Origin of the sequence: Streptomyces sp. NPDC091281 (genome assembly GCF_044757425.1) — a bacterium.
In the GTDB taxonomy this organism is placed as follows: domain Bacteria; phylum Actinomycetota; class Actinomycetes; order Streptomycetales; family Streptomycetaceae; genus Streptomyces.
The window spans coordinates 42,097-68,916 of record NZ_JBIVUY010000001.1; the positions used below are offsets into that span (position 1 = coordinate 42,097).

At 73.4% G+C, this 26,820-nt stretch carries 25 protein-coding genes and 1 tRNA gene; 16 read left to right on the forward strand and 10 right to left on the reverse strand.

The features are described from left to right. Positions 1–253 precede the first annotated feature (253 nt). Complete coding sequence (locus ACIQPQ_RS00225; RefSeq protein ID WP_401297711.1) at positions 254–1,108, forward strand: inositol monophosphatase family protein; 855 nt, start codon at positions 254–256, stop codon at positions 1,106–1,108. A 72-nt stretch (positions 1,109–1,180) separates the two neighbouring features. On the opposite strand, the gene ACIQPQ_RS00230 is transcribed toward ACIQPQ_RS00225, so the two are convergent. The 4 genes from ACIQPQ_RS00230 to ACIQPQ_RS00245 all read right to left on the reverse strand — a co-directional run bounded on the left by ACIQPQ_RS00230 (position 1,181) and on the right by ACIQPQ_RS00245 (position 4,253). Further along, positions 1,181–2,359 carry a CU044_5270 family protein gene (locus ACIQPQ_RS00230; RefSeq protein WP_401297713.1) on the reverse strand — a complete coding sequence of 393 codons (1,179 nt, stop codon included), beginning with the start codon at positions 2,357–2,359 and terminating at the stop codon, positions 1,181–1,183. Beyond that, a complete protein-coding gene (locus tag ACIQPQ_RS00235; RefSeq protein ID WP_401299525.1) occupies positions 2,356–3,024 on the reverse strand; it encodes an RNA polymerase sigma factor in 669 nt (222 codons plus the stop codon). Before ACIQPQ_RS00235 ends, ACIQPQ_RS00230 begins: the two co-directional genes overlap by 4 nt. Before the next feature lie 129 nt (positions 3,025–3,153). Then, positions 3,154–3,408, reverse strand: coding sequence for a DUF397 domain-containing protein (locus ACIQPQ_RS00240; protein ID WP_401297716.1), 255 nt, complete (start codon positions 3,406–3,408; stop codon positions 3,154–3,156). After that, positions 3,405–4,253, reverse strand: a complete 849-nt coding sequence (locus tag ACIQPQ_RS00245; protein WP_401297718.1) for a helix-turn-helix domain-containing protein — start codon at positions 4,251–4,253, stop codon at positions 3,405–3,407. Before ACIQPQ_RS00245 ends, ACIQPQ_RS00240 begins: the two co-directional genes overlap by 4 nt. Positions 4,254–4,482: 229 nt before the next feature. Between ACIQPQ_RS00245 and ACIQPQ_RS00250 the strand changes: the two genes are divergently transcribed. Beyond that, positions 4,483–4,908: an ATP-binding protein gene (locus ACIQPQ_RS00250; protein WP_401297720.1), complete on the forward strand. Its 426-nt coding sequence runs from the start codon at positions 4,483–4,485 to the stop codon at positions 4,906–4,908. On the opposite strand, the gene ACIQPQ_RS00255 is transcribed toward ACIQPQ_RS00250, so the two are convergent. After that, positions 4,882–8,028 (reverse strand): DUF3427 domain-containing protein, encoded by a 3,147-nt coding sequence (locus ACIQPQ_RS00255; RefSeq protein WP_401297723.1) that lies wholly within the window; start codon positions 8,026–8,028, stop codon positions 4,882–4,884. The genes ACIQPQ_RS00250 and ACIQPQ_RS00255 overlap by 27 nt on opposite strands. A gap of 149 nt (positions 8,029–8,177) precedes the next feature. Here ACIQPQ_RS00255 and ACIQPQ_RS00260 point away from each other — a divergent pair, with 149 nt between their 5' ends. After that, a complete protein-coding gene (locus ACIQPQ_RS00260; RefSeq protein ID WP_401297726.1) occupies positions 8,178–9,194 on the forward strand; it encodes a YDG/SRA domain-containing protein in 1,017 nt (338 codons plus the stop codon). 79 nt (positions 9,195–9,273) lie between these two features. Here the strand turns inward: ACIQPQ_RS00260 and ACIQPQ_RS00265 are convergent, their stop codons facing one another. Together ACIQPQ_RS00265 and ACIQPQ_RS00270 are read right to left on the reverse strand one after the other, a co-directional pair. Continuing rightward, positions 9,274–10,290 carry an SEC-C domain-containing protein gene (locus tag ACIQPQ_RS00265; RefSeq protein WP_401297729.1) on the reverse strand — a complete coding sequence of 339 codons (1,017 nt, stop codon included), beginning with the start codon at positions 10,288–10,290 and terminating at the stop codon, positions 9,274–9,276. Between the two features lie 112 nt (positions 10,291–10,402). After that, positions 10,403–11,983 (reverse strand): MFS transporter, encoded by a 1,581-nt coding sequence (locus ACIQPQ_RS00270; RefSeq protein ID WP_401297732.1) that lies wholly within the window; start codon positions 11,981–11,983, stop codon positions 10,403–10,405. A 69-nt stretch (positions 11,984–12,052) separates the two neighbouring features. On the opposite strand from ACIQPQ_RS00270, the gene ACIQPQ_RS00275 reads away from it, so the two are divergent. The 3 genes from ACIQPQ_RS00275 (at position 12,053) to ACIQPQ_RS00285 (ending at position 13,963) form a co-directional block, all read left to right on the forward strand. Then, on the forward strand, positions 12,053–12,610 hold the full coding sequence (locus ACIQPQ_RS00275) for a winged helix-turn-helix transcriptional regulator (protein ID WP_401297735.1): 558 nt from the start codon (positions 12,053–12,055) through the stop codon (positions 12,608–12,610). 117 nt (positions 12,611–12,727) lie between these two features. Next, positions 12,728–13,069, forward strand: a complete 342-nt coding sequence (locus ACIQPQ_RS00280) for a DUF6412 domain-containing protein (RefSeq protein WP_401299528.1) — start codon at positions 12,728–12,730, stop codon at positions 13,067–13,069. Between the two features lie 81 nt (positions 13,070–13,150). Further along, a complete protein-coding gene (locus ACIQPQ_RS00285) occupies positions 13,151–13,963 on the forward strand; it encodes a YidC/Oxa1 family membrane protein insertase (RefSeq protein WP_401297738.1) in 813 nt (270 codons plus the stop codon). Between the two features lie 340 nt (positions 13,964–14,303). Here ACIQPQ_RS00285 and ACIQPQ_RS00290 read toward each other — a convergent pair whose 3' ends face one another. Both ACIQPQ_RS00290 and ACIQPQ_RS00295 read right to left on the reverse strand, forming a co-directional pair. After that, positions 14,304–14,879 (reverse strand): heme-degrading domain-containing protein, encoded by a 576-nt coding sequence (locus tag ACIQPQ_RS00290; RefSeq protein WP_401297741.1) that lies wholly within the window; start codon positions 14,877–14,879, stop codon positions 14,304–14,306. After that, positions 14,876–15,955 (reverse strand): Gfo/Idh/MocA family oxidoreductase, encoded by a 1,080-nt coding sequence (locus ACIQPQ_RS00295; RefSeq protein ID WP_401297744.1) that lies wholly within the window; start codon positions 15,953–15,955, stop codon positions 14,876–14,878. The genes ACIQPQ_RS00290 and ACIQPQ_RS00295 overlap by 4 nt, the downstream gene beginning before the upstream one ends. Positions 15,956–16,182: 227 nt before the next feature. Between ACIQPQ_RS00295 and ACIQPQ_RS00300 the strand changes: the two genes are divergently transcribed. The 8 genes from ACIQPQ_RS00300 to ACIQPQ_RS00335 all read left to right on the forward strand — a co-directional run bounded on the left by ACIQPQ_RS00300 (position 16,183) and on the right by ACIQPQ_RS00335 (position 23,706). After that, on the forward strand, positions 16,183–17,364 hold the full coding sequence (locus tag ACIQPQ_RS00300; protein WP_401299531.1) for an ROK family protein: 1,182 nt from the start codon (positions 16,183–16,185) through the stop codon (positions 17,362–17,364). Positions 17,365–17,574: 210 nt separating this feature from the next. After that, entirely contained in the window at positions 17,575–18,561 is a 987-nt protein-coding gene (locus tag ACIQPQ_RS00305; protein ID WP_401297747.1) for a hypothetical protein, read from the forward strand. A 63-nt stretch (positions 18,562–18,624) separates the two neighbouring features. Continuing rightward, positions 18,625–19,380, forward strand: a complete 756-nt coding sequence (locus ACIQPQ_RS00310; RefSeq protein ID WP_401297750.1) for a GntR family transcriptional regulator — start codon at positions 18,625–18,627, stop codon at positions 19,378–19,380. 144 nt (positions 19,381–19,524) lie between these two features. Beyond that, on the forward strand, positions 19,525–20,658 hold the full coding sequence (locus tag ACIQPQ_RS00315; protein WP_401297752.1) for a TIGR03364 family FAD-dependent oxidoreductase: 1,134 nt from the start codon (positions 19,525–19,527) through the stop codon (positions 20,656–20,658). Between the two features lie 74 nt (positions 20,659–20,732). Beyond that, a complete protein-coding gene (locus ACIQPQ_RS00320; protein WP_401297754.1) occupies positions 20,733–21,476 on the forward strand; it encodes a phosphonatase-like hydrolase in 744 nt (247 codons plus the stop codon). 85 nt (positions 21,477–21,561) lie between these two features. Then, positions 21,562–22,341: an HAD-IIA family hydrolase gene (locus tag ACIQPQ_RS00325; RefSeq protein ID WP_401297756.1), complete on the forward strand. Its 780-nt coding sequence runs from the start codon at positions 21,562–21,564 to the stop codon at positions 22,339–22,341. Positions 22,342–22,504: 163 nt separating this feature from the next. Then, positions 22,505–23,041, forward strand: a complete 537-nt coding sequence (locus ACIQPQ_RS00330; RefSeq protein WP_401297758.1) for a hypothetical protein — start codon at positions 22,505–22,507, stop codon at positions 23,039–23,041. After that, positions 23,038–23,706, forward strand: a complete 669-nt coding sequence (locus ACIQPQ_RS00335) for a class F sortase (protein ID WP_401299533.1) — start codon at positions 23,038–23,040, stop codon at positions 23,704–23,706. The genes ACIQPQ_RS00330 and ACIQPQ_RS00335 overlap by 4 nt, the downstream gene beginning before the upstream one ends. A gap of 77 nt (positions 23,707–23,783) precedes the next feature. On the opposite strand, the gene ACIQPQ_RS00340 is transcribed toward ACIQPQ_RS00335, so the two are convergent. Next, positions 23,784–23,857, reverse strand: a tRNA-Lys gene (locus ACIQPQ_RS00340). Between the two features lie 200 nt (positions 23,858–24,057). Here ACIQPQ_RS00340 and ACIQPQ_RS00345 point away from each other — a divergent pair. Continuing rightward, on the forward strand, positions 24,058–25,524 hold the full coding sequence (locus tag ACIQPQ_RS00345; protein ID WP_401297761.1) for a peptidoglycan-binding protein: 1,467 nt from the start codon (positions 24,058–24,060) through the stop codon (positions 25,522–25,524). A 120-nt stretch (positions 25,525–25,644) separates the two neighbouring features. After that, positions 25,645–26,781 (forward strand): SPFH domain-containing protein, encoded by a 1,137-nt coding sequence (locus ACIQPQ_RS00350; RefSeq protein WP_401297764.1) that lies wholly within the window; start codon positions 25,645–25,647, stop codon positions 26,779–26,781. Positions 26,782–26,820 lie beyond the last annotated feature (39 nt).

Genomic DNA, 26,820 nt, shown 5'->3' on the forward strand with positions numbered 1-26,820 from the left:
GTCTGCCTCCTCGTTCCCACTCGTTCCCGATCGTCCGGGGCCGAGGCTAGTACGGGGCGGGGGGCGTGCCGTGTACGGGGAGCGGGGAGGCCGGGGGTAGGAGGCCGAGGGGGCGGGGAGGCGGGCCGGATGAGACGGTGGGCCGTACGCCTCAGCCCCGGCCGGGGCGAGGCCGGGACCGTATCCGCAGTCCGCGATCCACAGCCCTCGGTCCGCGGTCCGCGATCCGTATGAATCAGCGAGACGAGGCGCCGTGAGCGAGGACCACCCGCAGTACCCCGAACCCGAGGGTGGCGGAGCCCAGCCAGTCGGGGACACCGGGATCGACCTCGGCCGGGCGCTGGCCGTCGCCGTCGCCCTGGCCGAGTGGGCGGCGGAGGAGATCCGCCGCCCCCGCACCCCCGCCGACGGCCCGGTCCGGGAGAAGGCGGGCCCCGCCGACATCGTCACCGACACGGACGTCGCGATCGAGACGCACGTACGGGCCGCGCTGCGCCGCGCGTTCCCCGCGTACGGTGTCGACGGCGAGGAGCAGGGCGTCGACGCGGGCGCGCCGACCGCCCCGCACTGGGTGGTCGACCCGGTCGACGGCACCACCAACTACGCTCACGGGCTGGGCTGGTGCTCGTTCTCCCTGGGCCTCGCCGCCCCCGACGGCACCCCGCTGCTCGGCGTGGTCGCGGACCCGTGGCGGCGCGAGACGTTCACCGCGACGCGCGGTGGCGGCGCCCACCTCAACGGTGCCCCCGTCCGCGCCGCCGACCACACCGCCCTCACCGGCCACGTGTTCCTCACCGAGTGGGCGGCGCACGCCCATTGGCCCGGTCAGGACGCGCTGCTCGCCGAACTGGCCGCCCGGCACTGCACGGTGCGGGTCATGGGCTCCACCGCGCTGTCGCTCGCCCAGGTGGCGGCGGGCCGCGCCTCGGCCGCCGCGATCGGCGAGTTCCACCCGGTGGACGGGCTGCCCGCGCTGCTGATCGCGACCGAGGCGGGCGCCGTGGCCGTACCCGAACGGCCTGCCTACGACGAGCCGTTGCTGCTGTCAGCACCCGCGGTGGCGGCGGAGGCGACCCGGCTGTGGCGGTCCGTGGTCCCGCCCCGCTGACCACCGGCCGCCCCCGGCCCGCTCCTTCCCGGCCCCGCCCCGGCAGGACGGGCCCGGCCGGGTCAACCCCCTTCAAGCGTCCGGGGTCTGACCCTTCCGGTCCACGACGGCGCGCTCCAGCACGGCGCTGATGCCCGCGAGGGCCCCCGCCTTGCCGCGCCAGGTGTCCTTGGTGAAGACCGACCGCTCGCCGAGGTAGACGAGCGTCTTGCGGTTGAAGATCCACTCGGTGCGGGTGGCGTGCTTCTCGTCCTCGCGGGCGATGACGATGCCGTGCCGTCCCGCCGCGTCCACGCCGTCGGCGGCCTCCGTGACGCCCGGGATCAGCGCGGCGGCCTTGTAGAGCGCGGCGGCGGTCGCGGGCGGCAGCACCTCCGCGCTGATCAGCGACCCGAGCTGGTCGAAGACGAGCTGGTCGTGCTCGAAGTCCGGGTCGGCGGGGGTCTCGGCGGAGATCCGCGCCAGCAGGGCCTCCGGGTCGGTGGGCAGACCGGCGAGCCAGGCGTACGTGGGCCGCCTGAGGCCGACCGGGAGGCCGCCGTCGGCGGGGTCGGTGCCGTCGGGCACGCCGACCTCGATCGGTAGGTCCTTGCCGTCCTGCCGGAGCAGCCCGAGGTCGATCATGGTCCCGTCCCGCTGGGTGATCCAGGACTCCGACTCCTTCAACTCGCCGAGCTTCACAGGCCCGTTGAGGACGCCGGTGTTCTCGGCGGCCAGGGTGCGCACGTACACGAACTGGTCCGGCCGGACCGGCCCCGCCTCGGTGCGCTGCGCGACGGCGGCGATCCGGTCCAGGGTCACGGTCGCACCGTGCCCCACCGCGACGGACCGCCCGCCGCCGTCACCCGGACCCTGCCGGTCGGTGACGAGCCCGACGGTCAGGGCGGCCCCGACGGCCACCGCGACGGACGCGGCGAGCAGGACGGGCCGCGACAACCCCCGTACGGGCCACGCCAACCGCCGTACCGGCCGCGACAACTGCCGTACCGGCCGCGACAACTGCCCTACGGACGCGTCCTGTTCGCCGTCCCGGCGCTCGTTCTCGTCCCGCTGGTCACGATCGATGAGCTGCATCAGTAGATCCTTGTGATGACTGCGACGCCCCGGAGGCAGCCCGCGCTCCACGGGACCGGCGGGCAGCAGCCGCGCCAACTCCGCGCGCACGTCACCCAGTTCCTCCGCGTCCCAGGCGTCCGCGGGCTCCCGCGGGGTGGGTTCGGGGCCGGCGTTCCCGGCCGGAGTGGCGTTCATCGGGCTTCCTCCTGAAGGGGCAGGACCACGAACGCGGCCCCACCCCCTACCTCTCCGCGACCGGCGGAAGGTTCCATAAATCCCCTACGAGAAAAAAGAGAAGAATGCGAGGAGACTGCCTCCCCCTTCTCCTCCCTCTCCTCCTTGTCCACCAGTTCGCGCAGCCGGGTGCGGGCGCGGGACAGGCGCGACCGTACGGTGCCGACGGGCACCCCGAGCGCCTCGGCGGCCTGGGCGTAGTCCAGCCCGCCCCAGACGCAGAGGGCGAGCACCTCGCGCTCGTGCCGCCGCAGCCTGCCGAGCACCCGCCGCACCTCCGCCAGCCTGCGGGCGTCGTCCACCCGTCCGGCCAGCTCGTCGGCGAAGTCGTCCACGGCCTCGTCCTGGGTCCGCCGCGCGAGGAAGGCGAGACGGCGCCGCAGACTCCGGTCGGCGTTGCGCGCCTTGTTGGTGGCGATGCCGAACAGCCAGGGCCGCAGCGAGTCGTCCCCGTCGTGCACCTCGGCCCGCCCCCGCCACGCGGCGAGGAACGTCTCCGACATGACCTCCTCGGCCACCGACCAGTCCCCGGTCAGCCGCAGCGCGTGATGGTAGACGGCGGTGCCGTACCGCTCGTACAACTCCCCGAACGCGGCCCGCTCCCCACCCCGCACCCGCTCCCGCAACCGCCGCCCGTCGTCCCGGCCGTCATCCCCAAGATCGCCATGTTGACTCCTCACACCCGTACCTCTCCGGTCGGTGGGTGGGGTTCCGGTGGTGTCGGTCACAGGGCGTCCGGGGCGGGTGCGCGGGGGTCAGCGGGGCGCAGCGGGCCGCCGTACGCCCTGTACGAACGTCGTCCAGGCCGCCGCCCCGAAGCCGACGACCGGCCCGTGCGCGTCCTTGGAGTCCCGCACCAGGACGCCGCGGTCGTGCCCCTCGACGGGACCGGTCGCCGCGCACGCGAGGCATTCGCCGCCCGCGCCGTTGCTGTACGAGGAGGTGAACCACCCAGGACCCCACGCCGAGGGCAGCCCCGCCGGGCCCGGACTTGTGCTCGCCTCGCTCACCGGGCGTACTCCTTCAGAACCGTCTCGATCACCTGGGTGGAGCGCCGCGGGCTCAGGGCGGCGGCCCGCAGCTCGTCGAACGCGCGGCTGTACGCCCGTACGTGGTGCTCGCCCTCCAGGTAGACAGCATCGGTGATGCCGTCCCGGTAGACCAGGTCGGGGTCCTCCGGGGCGGGGAAGCCGAGCAGGGTGAACGGGCCGGTGACCGGACGGGTGCCCGAGTCGAAGGCGAGGACCTGGAGGGTGACGGAGGGCGCGCGGCTGACGTCCAGGACGCGTTCGAGCTGGTCGCGCATGAGTGCCCGGTCGCCGACGATGTTGCGCAGGGCGGCCTCGCTGACGACGAACCAGGCCTTGGGCCCGTCGGGCCGGTCGAGCATGGCCTGCCGCTCCATCCGGACGCGGACGGCGCGTTCGGCGTCGGCCGGGGAGAGCGCCCCGCCGGTGCTGTGCAGTTCGGCGGCGTACGCGGAGGTCTGCATGAGGCCGGGCAGCAGCTCGCACTGGTACTGGCGGAAGGACGAGGCGTCCTGCTCCAGTCCGATGTAGATGTTGAACCACTCGGGGACGCCCGAGCCGTGGACCTGCCACCAGCCGCGCACCTTTGCCTGCCGGGCCAGCGACTTGAGGAACTCGCGGAGTTCGTCGCCGGTGCCGTAGAAGCGGCAGAGGGCGTCGATGTCGGAGGGCTGGACGCGTCCGTTGCCGGTCTCCATGCGGTTCACCTTGGACCCGCTCCAGTCCAGGGCCTGACCGACCTGGGCGCAGGTCAGCGTGCTCTGCTCGCGGAGCTTCTTCAGCTCGATCGACAGGCGGCGCCTGCGTGCCGTGGGTGATCCGGCCATACCAACCCCGTCCCGAATAGCGGATGTTCAGTCTCCCGCGCAGGGGTCCGTCCGCGCATCACCCGTACGTGGGAATCCCGCCGTGCACATTGCACGAAGGGACGCGGGAGCCTCACTCTGAGATCGACACGGCGACGCACCGTGACGACCGATGACGTTCCGTCCCGCGTACGGGGGTGGGCGTCGCGCCGACGAAAGGAACCGATGCCCGGTGGACCCGGAACCGTGCATGCCCCGCAAGCCGTGGGACCTCCCGTTCATCGCGGAACCGCGGGAGATCGCCGGCCTGCGCCGCGTCGTACGCCTGCACCTGGCCCTGTGGGGCCTGCACGCCCTGACCGAGGACGCCCAACTCTGCGTCAGCGAACTCGCGTCCAACGTCATCACCCACGTCGGCCCCGGCACCCCCGCCATCCTGGCCGTCTCGATGAGCGGCCCCCACCTCCGCATCGAACTCCACGACCCCGACCCCCGAGCCCTCCCCACCCTCCTGTCCCCCACCACCGACACCGAACACGGCCGAGGCATGACCCTCATCGCCGCGCTCGCGGTGCGGTGGGGGGTGGAGACGGGGGCGGACCACAAGGTGACGTGGTGCGAGTTGGAGACGGGGGCGCGGAGACTCGCCTTACCCGCTCTTGATGGAGGCGTATGAGCTCACATCGGCGGGCAGGTCATGCTGGAGCTCCCAGGTGATCGCCATGGGCTTGCTGCCTGTGTGCATGCGATAGGTTGCGGGCCCCAGCAGCATCCAGGGCTCCGACTTCCCGATGCTGTTGCGCTTGTAGCGCCGCAGGAAGAGCAGGACGTTACTCCCGCGTGCCGCATGTTCTTGATAGCGCTGACCGGTGGGCGAGTTGGCGGGTGTGGTGCTCTGGGATTCCCAATGGAACTGGCTGGGGCTGAGCGCGTAGTCGCGGTAGCGCACGGTGGGGGAGAAGTCCCGCTCGCTTTTCTCCAGGGTGATCAAGAGCGCATCGGTCTGGAGCTCTTCCACCCAACGCACGCCCTGCCCGAAGTCCCTCGGCATCTGCCCACCGAGTCGCGCCACCCCGAGGGCGGAGAGGATTTCGGAGCGGTTGTAGGAGCAGTGGATTTTCAGGGGTACTTCAGCGAGCGGCCCTTCCAGAGGGAGCGGGAAGTGATCGGAGTGGTCGCGGGCGTATGACAAGACCTGTTGGAGCTCATCGCGTACCGCCTGCTGACTGCGCAGTGAGGCGAGGCCTTCCGCGTAGGTGGAGAATCCGCCAGCGTTGTCCCACAGGTTGAAGAAGAGCATGCGGGCATACGCCTGCTCCTGCACGGTCAGGGATGCGTAGTCGGGGGCGTCATCCGCGAGCAACCGCAGATACGCCTCGGTGCGGTCCGGGTCATCCACGTGCAGAAACGCATGAACTCGCTTGAGGAGCCCCGTCTCGACATCTGTCTCTTCGCCGCTCAGGAAGCCAGCCTTACGCAGCACCTTGGTCCACGAATTGTCACTCTTGTAGAGCTCGTGGATGTCCCGACGACTCTCCCGGAGGTAGTCCGCCAACCGGGGCGCGCTGTAGCTCTTGGCTTCCCTGGCAAGCGTGGTGATCGTGGCCTTGAGCTGGGTGCGGATGTTGTCCAGGACCAGGTCTTTGGACTTGCCTTCCAAGATGATCTGGCACCCAGAGGGCAACTGCGGAAAGCCACGCTCGATGCTCTCGACCAACCGATTGCGCGAGAGGTTCGTCAGTGCTCGGAACTGCTCCTCGAAGCGGAACTCGGCCCGATGCTGACCGATGAAGTCGAGCACCGTCAGCACCGGCTTGTGAGGAGTGCGCCGCAGACCGCGGCCAAGCTGCTGGAGGAACACGGTTGCGCTGTTGGTAGGGCGCAGCAACAACAGGGTGTCGACGTCCGGGATGTCCAGGCCTTCGTTGAACAGGTCCACGGAGAAGATCACTTGGATACGCCCCGCCTTGAGGTCCCCGAGAGCCTGGTCTCGCACATCCGGCCGCGAGTTGCTGTCCAAGGCCACGGCGTGGATACCCGCCCGGCGGAAGCAGTCCGCCATGAAGTGGGCATGTGCCTTGGTGACGCAGAAGCCCAGGGCCCGCATGGCGCCGGGATCGGAAATCTTGTCGTTCACCTGCTTGATGACGATGCGCGCGCGAGCCTCGTCTGCGGTGAAGAGCTGGCCAAGCTGCTCACGGTCGTAGGTCCCCGAGCGCCAGCCAAGTCGGCTGAGATCGGTGCCATCCGGGACGCCGAAGTAGTGGAAGGGGCACAGCAGGTCGTTTTCCAGCGCTTCCCAGAGCCTCAGTTCCGCGGCGATACGTCCGTCAAAGAACTCGTCCTGGACATTGCGTCCGTCCATCCGCTCAGGAGTCGCGGTGAGCCCCAGCAGTTCACTCGGCTCGAAGTGGTCCAGGACTCGACGGTAGGTGTCAGCGGTGGCGTGGTGGAACTCATCGATGACGATGACGTCAAAGTGGTCGGCGCTCAGCTGCTCAAGCCGCTGAAGATTGAGTGACTGAACGCTGGCGAACACATGAGTCCACTCCCGCGGCTCCACACCACTGTGAAGAAGCTCGCCGAACGAAGCGTCATCAAGGACCTCCCGGTACGTCCGTAGCGACTGTTTAAGGATCTCCTTGCGGTGAGCGACGAACAGGAGGGAAGGAAGCTTTCCGTTGTTCCTATCGCGCAGATCCCGGTAGTCGAGGGCCGCCATGACGGTCTTACCCGTGCCGGTAGCGGCAACGAGAAGGTTGCGGCGGCGCCCCCGCACCTCGCGCTCGACGCGCAGTCGTTCCAGCATGTCCTTCTGGTGAGGAAGGGCATGTACCTGGAGCCCGGACAGGCTGATCTTCACGTCGGTGCTCTCGCCCACACCGCCTGCCTGCGCCAACGCCTCCGCCAACCGCTCACCATCGCGGTCGGGGTCGTACATCTCGAAAGCGGGGTCCTCCCAGTACGCGTCGAAGGTCGCCTTGAACTTGTCGAGCACCGGGGGAGTGGCGACAGCAGAGAGCCGTACATTCCACTCCAGGCCGTCGAGCAGGGCTGCCTTCGACAGGTTGGAACTGCCTACGTAGGCCGTGTCGAAGCCGGTGTTCCGCCGGAACAGCCACGCCTTCGCGTGTAGGCGCGTCGACCGCGTTTCGTAGTTCACCTTCACTTCGGCGCCAAAGTCACGGACGAGCCGGTCCAGAGCCCGTCGATCGGTGGCACCGATGTAGGTCGTGGTGATGACGCGGATCGGAACCTGACGTTCCTTCGCTGCGCGCAGCGAGTCCTCCAGGACTCGTATGCCGTACCACTTCACGAACGCGCACAGCAGGTCGATGCCGTCCGCTGTAGCGAGTTCGGCGCGCAGCTCTGTGCCGAGGCTGGGGTCGTCCGGCGCGTTGGTGATCAGGGCGGTTTCGGACAAAGGCGTGAGTGGCCTGACAGCAAAGACCCCGGGAGCCTCTTGCTCCGCTACGGCGAGGAGTTGACGAGGCCCGGCAGCGATGGCCATGGCTGCTTCGTCGACGTCCTGGTCAGGGACGTGGGCGCTCAGCGAACGCATGAGGTGGTTGGCCGCGGCCACCTGCTGGGCGTGAGGCAACTGACTCAGCCGTTGCGCTACCGCCTCGCCGATATGGCGGGCCAAGACGTGCGGCGATGACTCGGGGCTGACCTCGGCATCGATCAGCTTCCAGCCCGCAGTGCTCAGCTCCTCGATCTGCGCCTGCCTGGCTTCGGTGATGAGCTCCTCGTACACCCCCACCACCGGCTGTGACACCTCTAGCGGCTGACCCACCTGCGCCCCCTCAACGACGTGCTCCGACCTCCACAGTTCTAACAGGAGGCACCGACAGTCGGTCTGCGTGTGATCAGAGGAGACCCGTTGGTGATCTAGGTGTGAAATCACACATGACATAGACGATCAAAGTCGATCAGTATGGCCTGATGGGCGAGCGAAAGATCGGACACATTGACGGCGTCGTGCCGGGTGAGGTGTACCCGAGGCGAGCGGATGTCATGAACGCTCAACTCCACTACACCAACCAAAAGGGGATCTCCCTCTTCAAGGACGAGGACGGCGTGTACGTCGCTGATGCCATCGTCCTCAACGGCGGCTACGTAGACGACCACGACGAGTGGACCAAGGTCCGCTACACGGGTGCATCGCCTGGTGTGGACAAGGACCCGCAGGACGAGACGCTGCTTGTGCGCAGCCAGTCATGGGAGTACGAAGACAACGCCGCGCTCAAGTTGAGCTACGAGCGGGGGCATGCAGTCCGCATCATTCGTGGCTACAAGGGAGACAAGCGCTACTCGCCCGCCAAGGGCTATCGCTACGACGGCCTGTACCGCGTCACGGCCATCCGGACCGCCGTCTCCAAGTCGCCCGCCCCCGCTGACGCGCCCATCGAGATCTGCCAGTTCGACTTGGAACGCTTGCCCGAGCCGGAGCAGGAGCAGACCGACGTCGAGCGCGAGATTGCCGCGGTGCTGGAGCGTGAGGCACCTGATGCACACGTGAGCCTGGATCACGATCTCGAACTCGGCCCGGAGCCGACGAGTCCTGGTACCCGGGTCACGCGCGTCCAGCGGATCGTGCGCGACCGGGCCACTGTCCAGCGTGTAAAGGCGCTCTACGACCATGAGTGCCAGATGTGCGGCGCGCGCCTGCTGGGCCCCGGGCGCAAGCCGTACAGCGAGGGTGCTCACCTCAAGCCACTGGGCGCCCCGCACCTGGGGCCTGACGTGGAACGGAACATTCTCTGCCTTTGCCCCAACTGCCATGTCCGCCTGGATATCGGCAGCGTGGTCATCGCAGACGACTGGTCCCTCATCGCGCGTACGGCGCTGTTTGGCGACCCGCTGCGAGCCACACTGAAGCTGCACCGACAGCACCGTGTGCATAACGACTACGTCCGCTATCACCGGGAGTGGTGGGACGCCCACGGGGACGCCAGCTGATCTAGGCGGCCTGTGAGGCCCGCTGGGCGTCGGGCGTCGCTCCAGCGGGCCTCACCCGCAGTGGGTGGGCGGCAGGTCGTTAGACCTCACCCCCATGACACCCCTCATACCCCCGCCCCGACCCGCACCAGCACCCCGCCCCCCGCTCCGGCGGCCAGCCGGTCGCTCGGCCTCGGGCTGCGAGGGTGGTGGCGTACTGGGGGAGGAGGGTGGGGTCGGTGGGGGTGGTGAGTTCGGAGGCGGCGAAGGCCTCGTAGGAGGGGACCGTGCCGGTGACGATGCCGAGGTTGGCCGTGCCGGAGGCGGCGAGTTCGCGGAGGGAGGCCTCTATGGTCGCCAAGTGGGCTTCGTGGGAGGGGTATTCGTCGGCGAGGGCCGGGTACGCCGAGAGGAGTTCGGTCAGTTCGGGGGCGGACCAGTACAGGACCGCGACCGGGAACGGGCGGGACAGCGCCTCGCGGTAGGCGCCCAGTTCGGCGCGGAGCCGGGAGATCTCCGCCGCCAGTTCCGCCGGGTTCTCCGAGCCGAGCGACCACACCCGCTTCGGGTCGTGCAGTTCGTCCAGGGAGACCGGCGCGCTGTGCAGGGTGTCCGCCCAGGTGTCCCACGCGTCGTGCGGCGCGCCCAGCATGCGGCGCACCCGGTGGCGGCCGAAGAGCAGCGGGTGCGTGGCGTGCGGCGCTTCCTCGCCGTCCGTCAGCAGCAGCCGCGCCCCCTGCGAGAACGCCGCCTCCGCCGCCTCCAGTTCGTCGTGCGCCTCCAGCGCCTCCGCCACGATCACCCACGGCGCCGGGTCGCGCGGCGCGGCCGCCCGGATGCCCTCGATGATCGCGCGGGCCTCGGCCTCGTGGCCGTACTCCCACAGGTTCGACGCCTTGAGGGCGCGGACCAGGTGCGGGTCGTCGAGGCCGGCCTCGGAGGACAGCAGGCGGTCGTACAGGGCGGTCGCGGCCGGGCGGTCGTCGGAGAGTTCCAGGTGGGCCGCCGCCTGGAGCAGCAGGGCCTCGGCGTCCTCGGGATACAGTCCGGCGGTCCGCTCCAGGCGGGCCGCTTCGGCGGTGTGGTCGACGTTCTCGGCGGGCGTGTCGGGGCGCATGGGTGACACCGTAGCGCCGACCGGTGACGAAGAGGAGAGAGCCGCAGGTCGGCCACCCTCCGGGGAGATCCGTACGGATTCCCGCGCGGACACCGGGCGGGCGCCGCGCGCGTCAGGCGCGTTCGCGCAGGCCCCACACGCCCAGCGCGCCCACCGCCGCGAGTCCGGCCGAGACCAGCATCGCCACGTCCGTGCCGCGGGCGAGGCCGCCGCCCGCGCCCGAGGCGCCCGTCGCGAGCGCGATGGTCAGCGCGACGCCCGCGCAGGAGCCGACGTAGCGGAGCGTCTGCTGGGCGCCGGAACCCATCGCCGCGCGCGTCACCGGCACCGACTCCACCGACAGCAGCGGCAGTGCCGCGTTGAGCAGGCCGCTGCCCACACCCGCCAGGACCAAGCCGGGCAGCAGCCGGTGCCAGGAGCCCGCGCCGATCGCGCCGAGCATGGTCAGTACGCCCGCCGCGTGCAGGGCGAAGCCCAGGGAGAGCTGCGCGCGCGACGACACCCGTCCGGCCAGGCGGCGGGCCTGGAGCGCCACCGTGAACGACAGGCCGGACCAGAGCAGGAACAGCCACGCCGTGTCCATCGGGGAGAGACCGAGGGCCTGTTGCAGCACGGTCGGCAGGAAACTGAACAGGCCGATCACGGCGAGACCGGTGAACAGGCCGCCCGCCGACGAGGCGAGGAAGCCGCGGCGGCGCAGCAGGGACAGGTCGATCATCGGGGTCGCCACCCGGCGTTCCGCCACCGCGAACAGCGCCAGCAGAGCCACGGCCGCCGCGAACAGCAGGCCCACCGGCGCCCGCAGCCAGCCGTCGCGGCCCAGGGTGAGCGCGGCGACCAGCGCGACCAGCGCCGCCCCGAACGTCGCCGCGCCGAGCAGGTCGGGACGGCCGCCGCGCGGCGAACGCGACTCCGCGAGCACGCGCGCCCCGGCGACCGCCACCAGCAGCGTCGCCCCGCCGAGCAGGCCGTGCACCAGTCGCCAGCTCGGTACGGCCCCGCTGAGCACCGGGCTCACCGCGATCCCGCCGCTGACGAACGCGCCCCACACCCCGGTCGCCCGCAGCCGCCCGCGCGGGCTCGGGAAGGCGTGCACCAGCAGGCCGAGGCTGCTCGCGAGCAGCGCCGCGCTGGCCGCTCCCTGCGCGACGCGCGCGAGGGTGAACTGCCAGGTCGTCGTGGTGAACGCGCCGAGCAGCGTGGTCAGGCCGAGCGCCAGCGTGCCCCACAGGAACACCCGGCGGCGGCCGTGGTCGTCGGCCAGGCTCCCGGCCACCAGCAGTACGGCGGCCAGCCCGAGCGGGGTGCCGTTGAGCAGCCAGGCCTGCGCGGAGGGCGCCGTGTGCAGGGCGGCGGCGGTGTCGACGAGGGTCACGGCCGGCGCGGTGTATGTCATCAGCGCGAGCGCGGTGGCGGCGCTGGTCACGGCGAGGGTGGCACCGGGGCGCACGGCCGGGGAGCCGGTGAGGGTGGGCTCCTCGGTGGACCTGGTGGTGGACCTGGGTGCGGTCCCGGTGGCGGACGCCGTTGCCGGTCCCGGCGGTGCCTCGAACGGCCGCGTCTGGAACGGCCGCGCCTCGGCCGGGACCGGCCCGGCCTGCGCCGACCCGGCCGTCGGCGTCTCCGCCCGCGCCGATTCGACCTCCGCCGTCCTCTCCCGACCCGCTTCGGTTCGTTCAATGAACTCAGGCATGCCCCGACCGTAGCACTCGTAGGTTCGTTCATTGAACCAACAGAGGTAAAAGTGGTTACAGTGGGCGGTATGGCCCTCGGCAAGGACTACGTCACCCAGGAGTGCTCCATCGCGCGGGCGCTGGAGATCGTCGGCGAGCGCTGGACGCTGCTCGTCGTCCGCGACGCCCTCTACGGCGTCCGGCGCTACAACGACTTCCTCGTCCACCTCGGCATCCCGCGCGCCGTCCTCGCCGCCCGGCTCCAGGCCCTCACCGCCGAGGGCATCCTCGAAAAACGCCGGTACCAGCAGTCCCCGCCGCGCGACGAGTACGTCGTCACCGACCGCGGCCGCGCCCTGTGGCCGACGCTCCGCTCACTCGGGCTGTGGGGCCGCGAACACTTCGGCGAGGCCCAGCTGCGGATCTTCCGGCACGCCGACTGCGGAACGGAACTTGGTCCGTACGGCGAATGCGCGGCCTGCGGAACTATCGTGCCGGTCCCGGACGTCCTCATGGTGCCGGGGCCGGGGCTCGACCTCGATCCGGCGGACCCCGTCAGCCGGGCGCTGACGCGGCCCAGGCGGCTCCTGGAGCCGCTCGACACCACACACGGGCAGCAGGGGCAGCAGGGGCAGGGCCAGGGGTAGGACCGGAGAGGTGGGGGAGGGGGAGTGCCGGTGATCCGCGACCGCGACCGCGACCGGCGGCGTGCGCTGCGCTCCGCCGCCACGCGTTCCGTCGTCCTACGCTCGGCCGCCGTACGGCTGCTGCCGCTGGTCCTCCTGGGCGTGCTGCTGCTCGGCTGCGTCCTGCTCGACACGGGCGGCCTCGGCGCCGCCGGAGCCGTCGCGCTCGCCGCGACCGCCGCCGCCGGTGCCGCGCTCGTCCTCAGCTCCCTGGCCGCCGCCCGCGCGGTCCCCGCCGTCGCCCCCACCCGGGTCCGTACGGCCCTGCGCGATCGCGACCGCCGTACGGCCTTCCTGCCGCAGCGCGATCCCGACGCCGCCGGGAGACCCCGGCCCCGCGCACCCGGCCACACCCTCCCGACGACCGTCGTGGGGGCCATCCGGGCCGCAGTACGAAGACACCCGCAGTTCAGCGGGTGAATCCCCGGACCCCCCGCGGGTCGTCATGCCGCCAGCACCACACACCCCGGCACGACGAGACCCCCGGAGGGCTCCTCACCCATGTCCACATCCCTGTCCGCGCTGTCGCCCCTGCCTGCCTTCGTGCAGCTCGTGGAGGCGCTGGCCGACCTGCTCGCGCCGCTCTTCGCGACCTCCGCCACCGCCGCCGCGATCGTCCTGTTCACCGCGTTCGTACGGCTCCTCGTCCATCCCCTGTCCCGGGCCTCCGTACGGGGGCAGCGGGCGCGGGCCGCGCTCGCCCCGCGCATCGCCGAACTGCGGCGCCGCCACGGCCGTGACCCCGAGCGGTTCAAGCGGGCCCTGCTCGACCTCCACGCCCGCGAGAAGGTGTCGCCGCTCTCCGGCATCCTGCCGAGCCTGCTCCAGGCACCGGCCTTCCTCGTCCTCTACTACGTCTTCTCGCACACCACCGTCGGCGGCGAGCCCAACGGGCTTCTCGCGCACCGGCTGTTCGACGCGCCCCTCGGTGACCGGTGGGCCGACGCGGTGGCCTCCGGCGGGGTGTTCGGCGGGGCCGGGATGGTCTACCTCGGACTGTTCGCGGTCGTCGCGGCGGTCGCCACGTACAGCTACCGGTGGAGTCGGCGGGCCGCTGCGACTGCCTCCGGCGGGTTGGGCGGGGGTGGTTCCGCTGTCTCCGCCGAGGGGGAGGTGCCCGGGGTGCGGGCCGTGTTGAAGGTGATGCCGTTTCTGTCCTTCTTCACGCTGATTACCGTGGCTGTGGTGCCGTTGGCTGCCGCGCTGTATGTCGTGACGAGTACGGCGTGGGGGGTGGTCGAGCGGGCTGCGCTGATGCGGCATGCTCCGCTGGGTGCTGAGGGGGAGACGGTGCGTAGTTCCCCGCGCTCCTAGGGGGGTGGGGGTAGGGGTGGGGGTGCGTTCTTGGGTGCGGGTTGTGGGGGGCTGGTCGCGCAGTTCCCCGCGCCCCTGAGGGGGTGTGCGTGGACCGGGGGTGAGGGGTGGGCGTCTGTTCGTCGCGTCGTACGGGATGCGCAGTTCCCCGCGCCCCTGGAGGGGGGTGGGGTGACCGGTGTTCATGGGGGGCCGTTGGCCGGGCGCGCCGTACAGAATGCGCAGTTCCCCGCGCCCCTGAGGGGGGCCGTGGTGACCGGTGTGGACGGGTGCGGGACGGGTGTGGGGCGGTGGCGTGGGCCTGGAAAGCCATGCCGCCGCCCCCCCGCTCGGCGTTCGCTCAGCCCCGTCCGCCCGCGCCCTCCGTGCCTCCCGCAGCCCTCGTGCCTCCCGCAGCCCTCGTGCCCTTCGTGCCCTCCGGGCCCTCCAGGAACAGTGTCAGGGCTTCCACCACGAAGCGGTGGTCCTCCAGTTGGGGGAGGCCGGAGACGGTGACGGCGCCGATGACGCCGGCGCCGTCGACGTGGAGGGGGAAGGAGCCGCCGTGGGCCGCGTAGGTGTCGGGGTCCAGGCGGGAGGACTCCTCGAACGTCGTGCCCTTGGCGCGGTGGCGGGAGCCGACCAGGTAGGACGAGGCGCCGTAGCGCTCCACCACGCGGCGCTTGCGGGCGATCCAGGCGTCGTTGTCGGGCGCCGAGCCCGGCAGCGCCGCGTGGAAGAGCTGCTGTCCGGAGCGGTGGATGTCGATCGCGACCGGCGCCTGCCGCTCCCGCGCCAGCTCCACCAGCAGCGAGCCCAGCGCCCACGCGTCGTCGTGCGTGAACGACCGGAACACCAGCCGCCGTTCCTGCGCCTCCAGCTCCGCCAGGCTCGGGGTGATCTCCGGGGTGAACTTGGGGGTGATCTCGGGGCTCACAGCGACACCGCCACTCCGTCACGGGCGGACCGGCGGGCCGCCTCCAGCACGTCCAGCGCGGTGGCGGCCTCCTCGGCGGTCACCGGGTTCGGGCCCTCCCCGCGCAGCGCCGCCGCCACCGCCGCGTAGTACGCCGGATAGTCGCCCGGCAGGGTCGGTACGGCGCGGCCGCCGCCCGTCAGCGGGGACTCGCCCGCGCCGAGACGGCCCCACAGCTCCTCCGGCTCCGTCCCCCAGCCGGCGGCGTCGGCGCCGCCGGGGCGGTCGCCCTCGCGCAGCGCCGCCTCCTGCGGGTCCAGGCCGTGCTTCACATAGCCCGCCGCCGAGCCCAGCACCCGGAAGCGCGGGCCGAGCTGCGCGGTCGTCGCCGACGCGTAGAGGTGGGAGCGGACCCCGTTCGCGTGGGTCAGCGCCAGGAACGTGTCGTCGTCCGTCCGCGCGCCCGCCCGGCGTACGACCGCCTCCGCGTAGACCTGGGTGACCGGGCCGAAGAGGACCAGCGCCTGGTCGACGACGTGGCTGCCGAGGTCGTAGAGCAGGCCCCCGATCTCGGCCGGGTCGCCCGACTCCCGCCAGCCGCCCTTCAGTTCGGGCCGCCACCGCTCGAACCGCGACTCGAACCGCCACACGTCACCCAGCTCGCCCTTGGCCAGCAGGTCCCGCAGGGTCAGGAAGTCGTTGTCCCAGCGGCGGTTCTGGAACACCGACAGCAGCAGCCCGCGCTCCGCCGCGAGCGCGGCCAGCTCCCGCGCCTCGGCGGCCGTACCGGCGACGGGCTTGTCCACGACCACCGGGAGGCCCGCCTTCAGCGCGGCCGTCGCGAGCGGCACGTGCGTCTTGTTGGGCGACGCGATGACCACCAGGTCCAGGGCGTCGGCGCGGTCGAGGAGTTCCTCGGGCGTGGCCGCGACCGTCACGTCCGGGAACTCGGCGCGGGCCTGCGCCGCGCGCTCGGCGTTCGCGGTGACGACGGTGTCGAGGACGAGGCCCTCGGTGGCGGCGATCAGCGGGGCGTGGAAGACGGAGCCGGCCAGGCCGTAGCCGATCAGACCCACGCGAAGGGGAGTACCAGTCATGCCCCCCACTTTCGCAACGCTGTTGCCAAAGTGCAAGCGGCAGGCAGAATGGGGGTGTGGTGAGAGAGGGAGACGAGCAGAGGTACGTGGACGCCGTGGAAGCCGTGGAAGCCGTTGGAGCCATTGGAGCCGTGGAATCCGGTGAATCCGTCGAAGCCGAGAGCGCCGAAAGTGCCGAGAGCACCGGGGGCGGCGCCAGCGGCCAGGGCGGGGCCGGTGGGCTCGGGCTGGGTGCGACCGGGGGGCCGGTGACCGGCGGGGTGAACCTCCTCGCGCTGCGCGGGCACAACGCGGCCCTCCTGCTCGACCTGCTCCGCACGGCCGGGCCCGACGGCATCAGCCGCCTCGAACTCGCCGAGCGCACCGGCCTCACCCCGCAGGCCGTCAGCAAGATCACCGCCCGGCTGCGGGAGACCGGCCTCGCCGCCGAGGCGGGCCGCCGCGCCTCCACGGGCGGCAAACCGCGTACCGTGCTGCGGCTCGTGCCCGGCGCCGGGCACGCCGTCGGCGTCCACCTCGACCGCGACGAACTCCGCGTCGTCCTCGCCGACCTCGACGGCACGGCCGTACGGGAGGAACGCGCGCCGCTGGACCTGGGGGCGGGCGCGGAGGCGGTGCTCGCGGCGGTGGAGCGGGAGGTCAGGGGTGTGGTCCGGGGTGTGGTCGGGGGAGCCGTGGACGGTGACGGACGCGACCGGGGGGACGGGGTGGGCGGGGTGGCGGGTGCGCCCGGTCTCGGGCTGCCGACCCTGCTCGGGGTCGGGGTCGCCCTGCCGGGGCCGCTCGACCACGCCCACGGCGTGCTGCACCGCGTGACCGGGTTCCCCGCCTGGGACGGCTTCCCGCTGCGGGACGCGCTCGCCGTGCGGCTCGGGGTGCCGGTGGTCGTCGACAAGGACACCAACGCCGCCGCCCTCGGCCTCGCCGTCGGCGGCGAACACGGCTCCTTCGCCTACCTCCACCTCGGTACGGGCCTCGGCGCCGGACTGGTGCTCGGCGGGCGCGTGCACCGGGGGGCGCGGACCGGCGCGGGGGAGTTCGGCCACCAGGTCCTCCAGCTCGACGGCCCGCCCTGCACCTGCGGTGACCGCGGCTGCGTCGAGGCGCTGTGCCTCGCGGCGATGGGGCGGGGGGACGTCGCCGAGGCGGCCCGGGTGCTCGGCGCGGGCGCCGCCAACCTCGCCGGGCTGCTCGACATCGACCAGGTGCTGCTGGGCGGCCGGACCGTCGCCGCCGACCCCGGCCCCTTCGTCCGGGGCGTCACCGCCGTCCTGGCCGCCCGCGCCGCCCGCGAGGGCGCCACGGAGTCCGCCGTACCGGTCCGCCTCGCCCCCGGCGGCCCCCTCGGCGTCGCGACGGGCGCCGCCCACCTGCTGCTGGGACGTGTGTTCGGCCGTACGGACGGGTGAGGGCGGAGAGCCGAGAGCCGAGAGCCGACTGAGGGCGGAGAGCCGGCTGAGGGCGCACGGCGTACGGCCCCCAGTACCCGGAGTACCTGAGCGCTGCCCTCTCTCGCCCCCTCCAAGCCTCTCCCCGCCTCCGCCGAACGAATGGAACCCCCCGACCGGCCGGAGCGGCACCCCCGGTCGGCCCCCGGCGGCCGTCAGGCTCATGTGTCTATGCGACTGTCTACCCGCCGCTCCCCCCTCCCTCGCGCCGCCGCGGCCGTGGGCGCCGCTGCCGCCGCCCTCCTCGCGGTGCCCGCCACCCCCGCCTTAGCCACCGCCCCGACGGCCCTCCGCCCGGCCACCCCCGCCCCGGTGGCCGCAGCCGTCCCGGTGGCCGCCGAGGCCGGGCCGACCTGTGCCGGGCCGGACACCGCCGACTTCCCGCTCACCACGCGGCTGCACGGCGGGCCGGACACCTACCGGGCGGGCGGCGGCTTCGGATCCTGGTCGCTCGACCTCACCAACACCACGGACCGCACCTGCGCGAACGTCCACCCGGTCGTCGTGCTCGTCGACTCCGCGCACGGGCTGAAGCCGTCCCAGCCCCGGCTGGAGTTCTACGCCGACGGCCACCCGTACGGCGTCCGCTTCGAGGCCACCGACGAGGACGAACTCGTCGGCGCCCTCACCGGCGAGGCCGACCCCGCGGGCACCGGCGAGGCCGACCCCACGACCGGGACGCCCGCCGCCACCCCGTTCGACGGCTTCACCGTCGAGCCCGGCCGCACCCTCACCGTGAAGCTGCGCCTCGCCCTCACCTCCGACGCCGTGGCCAACCAGGTCACCGTGAACGCGGCCGTCGTCCAGCGCCGGGGCGGCGACAGCGAGTGGGTCGGCCAGTCCGGCGACTACCGGTTCACCGTCGAGCCGTACGAGCCGCACGACTCCGACGACGGGCAGGACCCCTACGACCCCTACGACCCTTACGACCCGTACGCTTCCGGCGACCCGGACGCCTCCGCCGACCCCCACGCCACCGACTCCACCGGCTCCACCCTCTCCACCCCCTCCGCGTCCGCCTCCGGTCACCCCTCCCTCGCCGACGAGGCCGAGGAGCTGGCCCGTACGGGTCTCACCTCCCCGGCGGCGGCCATCACCGTCACCCTCTGCCTGCTCGCCGCGGGCACCGCCCTGGTGCTGAGCCGCCGACGCCGCTGACGTGCGGGGAGCGGGGCGGACCGCGCGCGCCGACCGGGCCGCCCGTCTGGCACGATCCCCAGGGTGGACTACCCGAACGACCAGGCCCCCGGCGCCCCCGTCCGCTCCGGCATCCCCGAGCACGGCCGCGTACCGAAGTACTACGCGGTGAAGGCGCGGATCGCCGCCCTCCTGGCCGACCTGGGGGAGGGCAGCCCCATCCCCACCGAGCGCGACCTCTCCGAGCGGTTCGACGCGGCCCGCGAGACCGTCCGCCAGGCCCTGCGCGAACTCGTCCTGGAGGGCAGGCTCCGCAGGCAGGGCCGGGGCACGGTCGTCGCCGGACCCAAGCTCGCCCAGCCGCTCTCCCTGGCCAGCTACACCGAGGGCGTACGCCGCCAGGGCCGCACCCCCGGCCGGGCGCTCGTCGGCCTCGACCGCTTCCCCTGCCCCGCCCCGCTCGCCGCCGAGACCGGGCTGAGCCGGGGCGAGCCGGTCTGGCACCTGGAGCGGGTGCTGCTCGCCGACGACGAGCGGGTCGGCCTGGAGAGCACCTACGTCCCGGTGGCCCGCGTCCCCCGCCTCGACGCCGACTTCACGCCCGACTCCTCCTTCTACGCCTACCTCGACCGCCAGGGCATCTCCTTCGGCGACGCCGACGAACGCATCGAGACGGTGCTCGCCACCCCGCGCGAGGCCCTGCTCATCGGCACCCCGCCCGCCCTGCCGATGCTGCTCGTCCACCGGGTCTCCCGCGCCACCGACGGCCTGCCCCTGGAGCGGGTCCGCACCCTCTACCGCGGCGACCGCTTCTCCTTCACCGCCCATCTGAAGGGCTGACCCGGCGAGAGACCCGACCCGCACCCACCGCCCCTCCATGGCCTCCACTATCACGAAAAGATAACGGGTCTAGCCCAAATGGGGAGGGGTCGTTCACGCTTGCGGTGGGAGCCGGACCCTTCCGGTTCCCCGATCCCGAGGAGCGTGGCCGTCGTGAGAGTGACCGTGGTCGGAGCAGGCGTGGTGGGCACCCTGCACGCCTGGCATGCCGTGGAGCGCGGCCATCAGGTCGTCCAGATCGAGCGGGAGGCGGAGGCGCGCGGCGCGTCCGTGCGCAACTTCGGACAGATCTGGGTCAGCGGCCGCGCGGGCGGAGCGGAACTGGCAACCGCGCTGCGGGCACGGGAGCTGTGGGAGGCGATCGGCGCCCGCGTGCCAGGACTGGGGTTCCGGGCCAACGGGTCGCTCACCCCCGTCCGCGGCGACCTCGAACTCGCCGTCGCCGAGGCCGCCTTGACACGTCCCGACGCCGCGGACCGCGGCCACAAGCTGCTCACCCCCGCCGAGGCCCGCGCTCTCAACCCGGCCCTGCGCGGCGAGTTCACCGCCGCGCTGTACTGCGAGCGGGACGCAGCCGTCGAACCCCGCACCGCTCAGCTCGCGTTGCGCGCCGAACTGCTCAAGTCCCCGAACTACCGGTTCCTGCCCGGCCGTGAGGTCCGCGCGGTGGTCGGCCCGGCCGCCGTCCGCGACGACCACGGCGACGTCCACACCGCCGACGCCGTCATCCTCTGCACGGGTGCCTGGCTCGGCGGCCTGGTGCGCGAACTCGCCGGGCCCGAGCTGCCGGTGCGCCGGGTCCGGCTCCAGATGATGCAGACCGACCCGCTGGGCGAACCCCTCCCGACCTCCGTCGCGGACGCCGACAGCTTCCGCTACTACCCGGCCTACGCCTCGCCCGCCCTCGACGCGCTCGACGCCCGCCAGGCACAGACCCCGACGGCCGCCGCACACCGGATGCAGCTCCTCATGGTCCAGCGCGCCGACGGCGGCCTCACCATCGGCGACACCCACGCCTACGACCACCCCTTCGCCTTCGACACCGTCGAGGAGCCCTACGAGCACCTCACCGAGGTCGTCCGCTCCCTGCTGGGCCGCCCCCTGCCGCGCGTCCGCCACCGCTGGGCGGGCGTGTACGCGCAGTGCGTCGACCCCGCCCGCGTGGTGCACCGGCAGCAGGTCGCCGACGGGGTGTGGCTGGTCACCGGCCCCGGCGGACGCGGCATGACCTGCGCCCCGGCGATCGCCGAGACCACCGCCGACACCCTCGGCTGGTGACCGGCCCCCGACCGACCGGCCGCCGGACACCAGCCCCCGCATCCACACCCACACCCACACACGAACGGGACCCCATGACCGACCACCCCATGACCGACCACCCGCGCCCTCCGACCGAGCGCCCCCACCCCGACATCCGCCTCGTCGTGCTCGACATGGCCGGTACCACCGTCGCCGACGGCGGCCTCGTCGAGCGAGCCTTCGACGCCGCCGCCGCCGAACTCGGCGTGGCACCCGGCTCGCCCGAACACGCCGCGCAGCTCGCCCACGTCCGCGCCACCATGGGCGAGTCCAAGATCTCCGTCTTCCGCCACCTCCACGGCGACGAGGACCGGGCCCGCCGCGCCAACACCGCGTTCGAGAAGGCGTACGGCGCCCTCGTGGACGACGGGCTCGTGGCCCCCGTGCCCGGCGCCCGCGAGGCCGTCGAACGGCTCCGGGCGGACGGCCGCACCGTCGTCCTGACCACCGGGTTCGCCCGTGTCACCCAGGACGCGATCCTGGACGCCCTCGGCTGGCGCGACCTCGCCGACCTCACCCTGTGCCCCGCCGACGCGGGCGGCCGGGGGCGGCCGTACCCGGACCTGGTGCTGGCCGCGTTCCTGCGCACCGGCGCCACCGACGACGTACGGCGGACCGCGGTCGTCGGCGACACGTCGTACGACGTGCTCAGCGGCGTCCGCGCCGGGGCGGGCCTGGTCGCCGGGGTCCTCACCGGCGCCCACGACGCGCCCCGCCTGCGCGCCGCCGGCGCGGACACGGTCCTCCCGTCCGTCACCGCGCTGCCCGCCCTGCTGACGGGACGGGCCGACCCGTGATCCCGCCCCCCGATTAGGCTGGGGGCCGTCGGTACGCCGTGGTTCCGGCGCCCCCAGCCCGCCCGCACGCCAGGAGACGTCCCCCATGGCAGACCGCAAGCCCATCGAGTCGTGGCTCACCGACATGGACGGGGTGCTCATCCACGAGGGTGTCCCCATCCCCGGCGCCGACGCCTTCCTGAAGAAGCTCCGTGAGTCCGGCCGGCCGTTCCTCGTGCTGACCAACAACTCGATCTACACCCCGCGCGACCTGCACGCCCGGCTGCGCCGCATGGGCCTGGACGTGCCGGTGGAGAACATCTGGACCTCCGCCCTCGCCACCGCCCGCTTCCTCGACGACCAGCGCCCCGACGGTTCGGCGTACGTCATCGGCGAGGCCGGTCTCACCACCGCCCTGCACGACATCGGCTACGTCCTCACCGACCACGAGCCGGACTACGTCGTCCTCGGCGAGACCCGCACCTACTCCTTCGAGGCGATGACGAAGGCGGTCCGGCTGATCAACGGCGGCGCCCGCTTCATCTGCACCAACCCCGACGAGACCGGCCCCTCCGTCGAGGGCCCGCTGCCCGCGACCGGCGCCGTCGCGGCGCTGATCACCAAGGCCACCGGCAAGCAGCCCTACTTCGCGGGCAAGCCCAACCCGCTGATGATGCGTACCGGCCTCAACGCGCTCGGCGCCCACTCGGAGAGCAGCGCGATGATCGGCGACCGTATGGACACCGACGTCCTCGCCGGGATGGAGGCCGGGATGCAGACGTTCCTCGTCCTCACCGGGCTGACCGCGCCCCGGGACGTGGAGAGCTTCCCGTACCGGCCCTCGCAGGTCGTCGACTCCATCGCGGACCTCGTCGACCTGATCTGATCTGACCTGACCTGACCTGACTTGACCCAGCCCGATCCGCTCCGACCCGGCGGCCCCGAAACCTCTCCGCCGCGCCATGTGACCCGGACGGAGCAGCGCGGGCCCCGCTGGGGATGCGCGGCCCGGCCCCGGGGAGGAACCTCCAGATACCAGGAGGTTCACGATGGGTTCACTCAAGGTCACTCTCTGTGCGGGCGCCGCGGTCGTCGCCGCCGTGCTCACCCCGGCGGCGTCCGTCGCGGACGCGCCCGGCGGCGTGGCGGTGACCCCGTCGGCCCCCACCCGTGGCGCCGAGGTCGCGCTGCGGGTCTCCGGCTGCCCCGGCCGGACGGCCACCGCCGCCTCGGCGGCCTTCGTCACGGACGCTGCCCTGGTCGGCGCCGACGGCACGCTGACCGGCGGCACCCGGGTCCGCACCACCCTCACCTCCGGCACGTACGAGGTCACCGTCGCCTGCGCCGACCGGCGGCTGCGGGGCCAGGTGCGGGTGGGCGCCGCGTCCGCGCGTCCGGCCCCGCCGCCCGCCTCCCCGGTCGCGCCGGTCCTCGCGGGCGGCGGCGGCACCGCCCCGCTCACGGCCGCCGGTGCCCGCGTCGACGGCCCCGGCACCGCCCACGCCGTCACCGGCCTGCTGCTGGCGGGCGCCGCCGCCGTCGCCGTCGTCCTGCGCGGGGCCCGGCGGCGGCGCGGAACGGACTGAGCGTGACCGCACCGGGCCGTCTCGCCGGACGCCTGACGACCGGCCTGGTCTGGGCGCTGCTGCTGGCCGCCTTGTGGGTGTGGGGGTGCGCCCTGGCCGGGGAGTCCGCGACGTCGTCCTCGCGGCGCCCGCCCGCGCCCGTCCCCGCCGCGCCGGGCGGTCCGGCCCGCTGGCTGCCGCCCGCGGCCCCGCCGCTGCCCGGCGCCGCGCCCCGCCGCGTCGACCTGCCCCGGCTGGGGGTGCGGGCCCCGGTGACGGCCCGCGGCCTCGACGCGCACGGCGGCCCCGCCGCCCCGCCCTACGCGCAGGCGGGCGCCGTCGGCTGGTACGCGGCCGGGGTCCGGCCCGGCGCCGCGGGCCCCGCGCTGCTGGTGGGGCACCGGGACACCGAGACCCGGCCCGCCGTGTTCCACCGGCTCGCCGCCGCCCGCCCCGGCGACACCGTCCGGGTGCTCCGCGCCGACGGCCGGATCGCGGAGTTCACCGTCGACGACGTGGAGACCGTCCCCGTCGACCGGTTCGACGCCCGCCGCGCCTACGGCCCCCGCGTGCCGGGCCGCGCCGAGCTGCGGCTGCTGACCTGCGGCGGCGCCTTCGACCGCGCGAGCGGCACGTACGCGGCGAACGTGATCGTCTCGGCGTACCTGACCGGCCCCCGCGGCTGACCCGCACACCCGCCCCACACGCCTGCCGCGGGCACGTGAAAGGCCCCCCGCTTCCGCGAGGGGCCTTTCACCGTCTGTGCGCCGCCAGGGACTCGAACCCCGGACCCGCTGATTAAGAGTCAGCTGCTCTAACCAACTGAGCTAGCGGCGCCTGCTGACATCGAGAACTTTACAGGACCCGCCAGGGTGCTCCGGACCACCGGCCGCCCGCCCCCGGACGGCGCGCGGCGCCCGCCCGCGGCCCCCCGTACATCATTCGGACCGTCAGATCGCGCTTCCGCAAGACAGTTGGTAAAGACTGCGAACGTGCACAGAAGCGGACCATTCCATCTGCAATGTGAGGGGAATCGCATGGATGCTCCGGCTTTCGAGGAGTTCGATCCCGCGAGCGACTGCGAGTGCCCCGGATGCGTACGGCGCGGGCGGGCGGGCGCCGGGGCGGCCCGGTCCGGCGGACCGCTCGGCGCCCGCCTCGCCGCCCGTACCGCGACCCGTTCCGCCGTCCACCGGGCTGTCGTCGTCACGGCGACCGCCTCCGCCGCCCTGGGCGCGGGCCAGGTGGTGCCCGCCCTCGCCGCCCCGCACGCCCCCGACCGGCCGGGCGCCCCCGCCGACAGCGACGGGCCCGAGACCCCGCAGGGCGGCAAGACCTCGCTGCACGGGCCGGGCGGCGCCCCCGCCGACACCGTCAAGCTGCCGTCCGTCACCCGCGCCGAGATCATCGAGCGGGCTAAGAAGTGGGTCACGGCGAAGGTGCCGTACAGCATGACCGCGTTCTGGAGCGACGGGTACCGGCAGGACTGCTCCGGCTACGTCTCCATGGCCTGGAAGCTGCCGGGCAACGAGTGGACGGGCAGCCTCGGCCAGTACGCCGTGAAGATCACCAAGGCGGAGCTGCAACCCGGCGACATGCTGCTGTTCCACAACCCCGCCAACCCCACCAACGGCTCCCACGTCGTCCTCTTCGGCGGCTGGACCGACACCACCCGCACCTACTACTACGCCTACGAGCAGACCCGCCCCACCACCCGCAGGCTCGCCACCCCCTACGCCTACTGGTCCAACGCCGACCGCTACGTCCCCTACCGCTACAAGGGCGTCGTCGAGGAGACCGGCGGTCAGCCCACCGTCCCCGGCAAGGAGGGCGGCACCCCGGGCAGCCCCGGCGGCGGCACGGACGGCGCCAACCCGGGCTCGGGCACCACCTCCGGCTCCGGCACGCAGGGGCAGGCGTATCCCGGACGGCGGGCGTTCGGGCCCGGCGCGGACAACGCGCACGTCACCCGGCTGGGGCGGCTCCTCGTCGAGCGCGGCGCCGGGCGTTTCTACACCACCGGTCCCGGCCCGCGCTGGTCGGACGCCGACCGGCGGGCCACACAGGCGTTCCAGCAGGCCCAGGGCTGGCGCGGGGCCGACGCCGACGGGCTGCCCGGCCCGCTCACCTGGTCGCTGCTGACCACCGGCAAGGGCAAGGACATCCCGGCCGCGACCCCGGGCACCCCCGCCCCGACCAAGCCGCCCGCCACACCCCCGGCGGGCTCCCCGGGAGCGCCCCCGGTCACACCCCCCGCGCAGGGCGTCCCCGCCTTCCCGGGCCGGGCCTTCTTCCGGCCGGGCGCGGACAACGCGCACGTCACCCTGCTCGGGAAGCAGCTGGTCAAGAAGGGGTACGGCCGCTTCTACACGACCGGTCCCGGTCCCCGCTGGGGCGAGGCGGACCGGCGCGCGGTCGAGGCCTTCCAGCGCGCCCAGGGCTGGCGCGGCGGCGCGGCCGACGGCTACCCGGGCCCGGAGACCTGGCGGCGCCTCTTCTCCTGACCCCGACGGACGCGTGACGCGGCGCCCCGCCCGCAGGGACGGCGGGGCGCCCGGCGCGGCACGGCTCGACGCACGCACGGCACCTTCCCGGCGTATCTGGCGCGGAGGCTGGAGGCACGCATGACCACGACCACTTCTCAGACGCCCGGACCGGACGGACCGTCCCGGCCCGCCCGGCTGATCCAGAACGAGGCGACCACCGAGATCCCCGTCCACCTGCTCTTCCGCGACGAGCCCGAGCCGCGGCCGGTGCCGCTCGGGCCCGCCGTGGTGGCGGGCCGCACCGGCCCGGCCACGGGCGGCCAGGCCGCGGCGGCGGGGGAGCGGCCCCGGTTCCGCCGTCCCGTCCCGGCGAAGGAGCGGCCGCTCGCGCAGGTCGACCCGGACCTCGCCGAACGCCCGGCGCGGGTGCTGCCCGGCACGCTCGGGGTGGCCGCCGGGGCCTGCGGGGCGGCGGGCTGCGCGGCCGTCTCCTGGTGGGCGGGGCTCGTGCCGCCGCTCGCCGAGGAGGCGCTGAGGCTGCCGGTGTACGCGGGGGCCGGGCTCGGTCCGGCGCAGTGGGCGGCGTACGCGGGGGCCGGGGCGCTCACCCTGTTCGGGTTCGGCGGGCTGGCGCGCGGGCGGACCGGGCGGGCCTGGGTGCTCGGTCTGTTCGGCCGCTACCGGGGGACGGTGCGGCGCACCGGCCTGATGTGGGTGAACCCGCTGATGCTGCGCCGCCGGGTCGACGTGCGGCTGCGGCACTGGCGGAGCGAGCCGATGTCCGCGGCCGACGGCAACGGCGTCGCGCTGCGGGTGGTGGCGCTGGTGGTGTGGCGGGTGCGGGACACCGCGCGGGCCACGCTGGGCGTCGACGACCACGAGACGTACCTCCGGGAGTGCGTGGAGGCGGCGCTGGCGCGGGTCCCGGTGGAGCCGCCGGGCGCGGGCCGGGGTCCGGTGGAGGCGTCGGGGGAGGCGCTGACCCGGCGGGTGGCGCGGGACGCGGGCGCGGTGGGGCTGGAGGTGTTCTCGGTGCAGCCGGTGCGGGTGGAGTACGCGCCGGAGGTGGCGGCGGCGATGAACCGGCGCCGGATCGCGGCGCTGGACGCGCAGCAGCGGGCGTCGGTGCTGACCTCGGTGGTCGACTCGGTCGAGGACACGGTGACCCGGCTGACCATGCGCGGTCTGGTCGAACTCGACGACTACGAGCGCAAGGCGCTGGTGAAGGACCTCACGGTGGCGTTCTGCTCGGGGCGCGGCGAGCAGAGTCCCTGACGCCGTGCCGGAGGACTCCGCGAACACCACCCGCAGTTG

Bases quoted from the DNA above. Each gene is read 5' to 3' on its own strand.
- ACIQPQ_RS00305 (WP_401297747.1), top strand. From the start codon at position 17,575: ATGCGACTGTCTACCCGCCGCTCCCCCCTCCCTCGCGCCGCCGCGGCC.
- ACIQPQ_RS00285 (WP_401297738.1), top strand. From the start codon at position 13,151: ATGTCCACATCCCTGTCCGCGCTGTCGCCCCTGCCTGCCTTCGTGCAG.
- ACIQPQ_RS00320 (WP_401297754.1), top strand. From the start codon at position 20,733: ATGACCGACCACCCCATGACCGACCACCCGCGCCCTCCGACCGAGCGC.
- ACIQPQ_RS00230 (WP_401297713.1), bottom strand. From the start codon at position 2,359: ATGAACGCCACTCCGGCCGGGAACGCCGGCCCCGAACCCACCCCGCGG.
- ACIQPQ_RS00265 (WP_401297729.1), bottom strand. From the start codon at position 10,290: ATGCGCCCCGACACGCCCGCCGAGAACGTCGACCACACCGCCGAAGCG.
- ACIQPQ_RS00295 (WP_401297744.1), bottom strand. From the start codon at position 15,955: ATGACTGGTACTCCCCTTCGCGTGGGTCTGATCGGCTACGGCCTGGCC.
- ACIQPQ_RS00330 (WP_401297758.1), top strand. From the start codon at position 22,505: ATGGGTTCACTCAAGGTCACTCTCTGTGCGGGCGCCGCGGTCGTCGCC.
- ACIQPQ_RS00350 (WP_401297764.1), top strand. From the start codon at position 25,645: ATGACCACGACCACTTCTCAGACGCCCGGACCGGACGGACCGTCCCGG.
- ACIQPQ_RS00270 (WP_401297732.1), bottom strand. From the start codon at position 11,983: ATGCCTGAGTTCATTGAACGAACCGAAGCGGGTCGGGAGAGGACGGCG.
- ACIQPQ_RS00325 (WP_401297756.1), top strand. From the start codon at position 21,562: ATGGCAGACCGCAAGCCCATCGAGTCGTGGCTCACCGACATGGACGGG.
- ACIQPQ_RS00245 (WP_401297718.1), bottom strand. From the start codon at position 4,253: ATGGCCGGATCACCCACGGCACGCAGGCGCCGCCTGTCGATCGAGCTG.
- ACIQPQ_RS00345 (WP_401297761.1), top strand. From the start codon at position 24,058: ATGGATGCTCCGGCTTTCGAGGAGTTCGATCCCGCGAGCGACTGCGAG.
- ACIQPQ_RS00250 (WP_401297720.1), top strand. From the start codon at position 4,483: ATGCCCCGCAAGCCGTGGGACCTCCCGTTCATCGCGGAACCGCGGGAG.
- ACIQPQ_RS00260 (WP_401297726.1), top strand. From the start codon at position 8,178: ATGGGCGAGCGAAAGATCGGACACATTGACGGCGTCGTGCCGGGTGAG.
- ACIQPQ_RS00275 (WP_401297735.1), top strand. From the start codon at position 12,053: ATGGCCCTCGGCAAGGACTACGTCACCCAGGAGTGCTCCATCGCGCGG.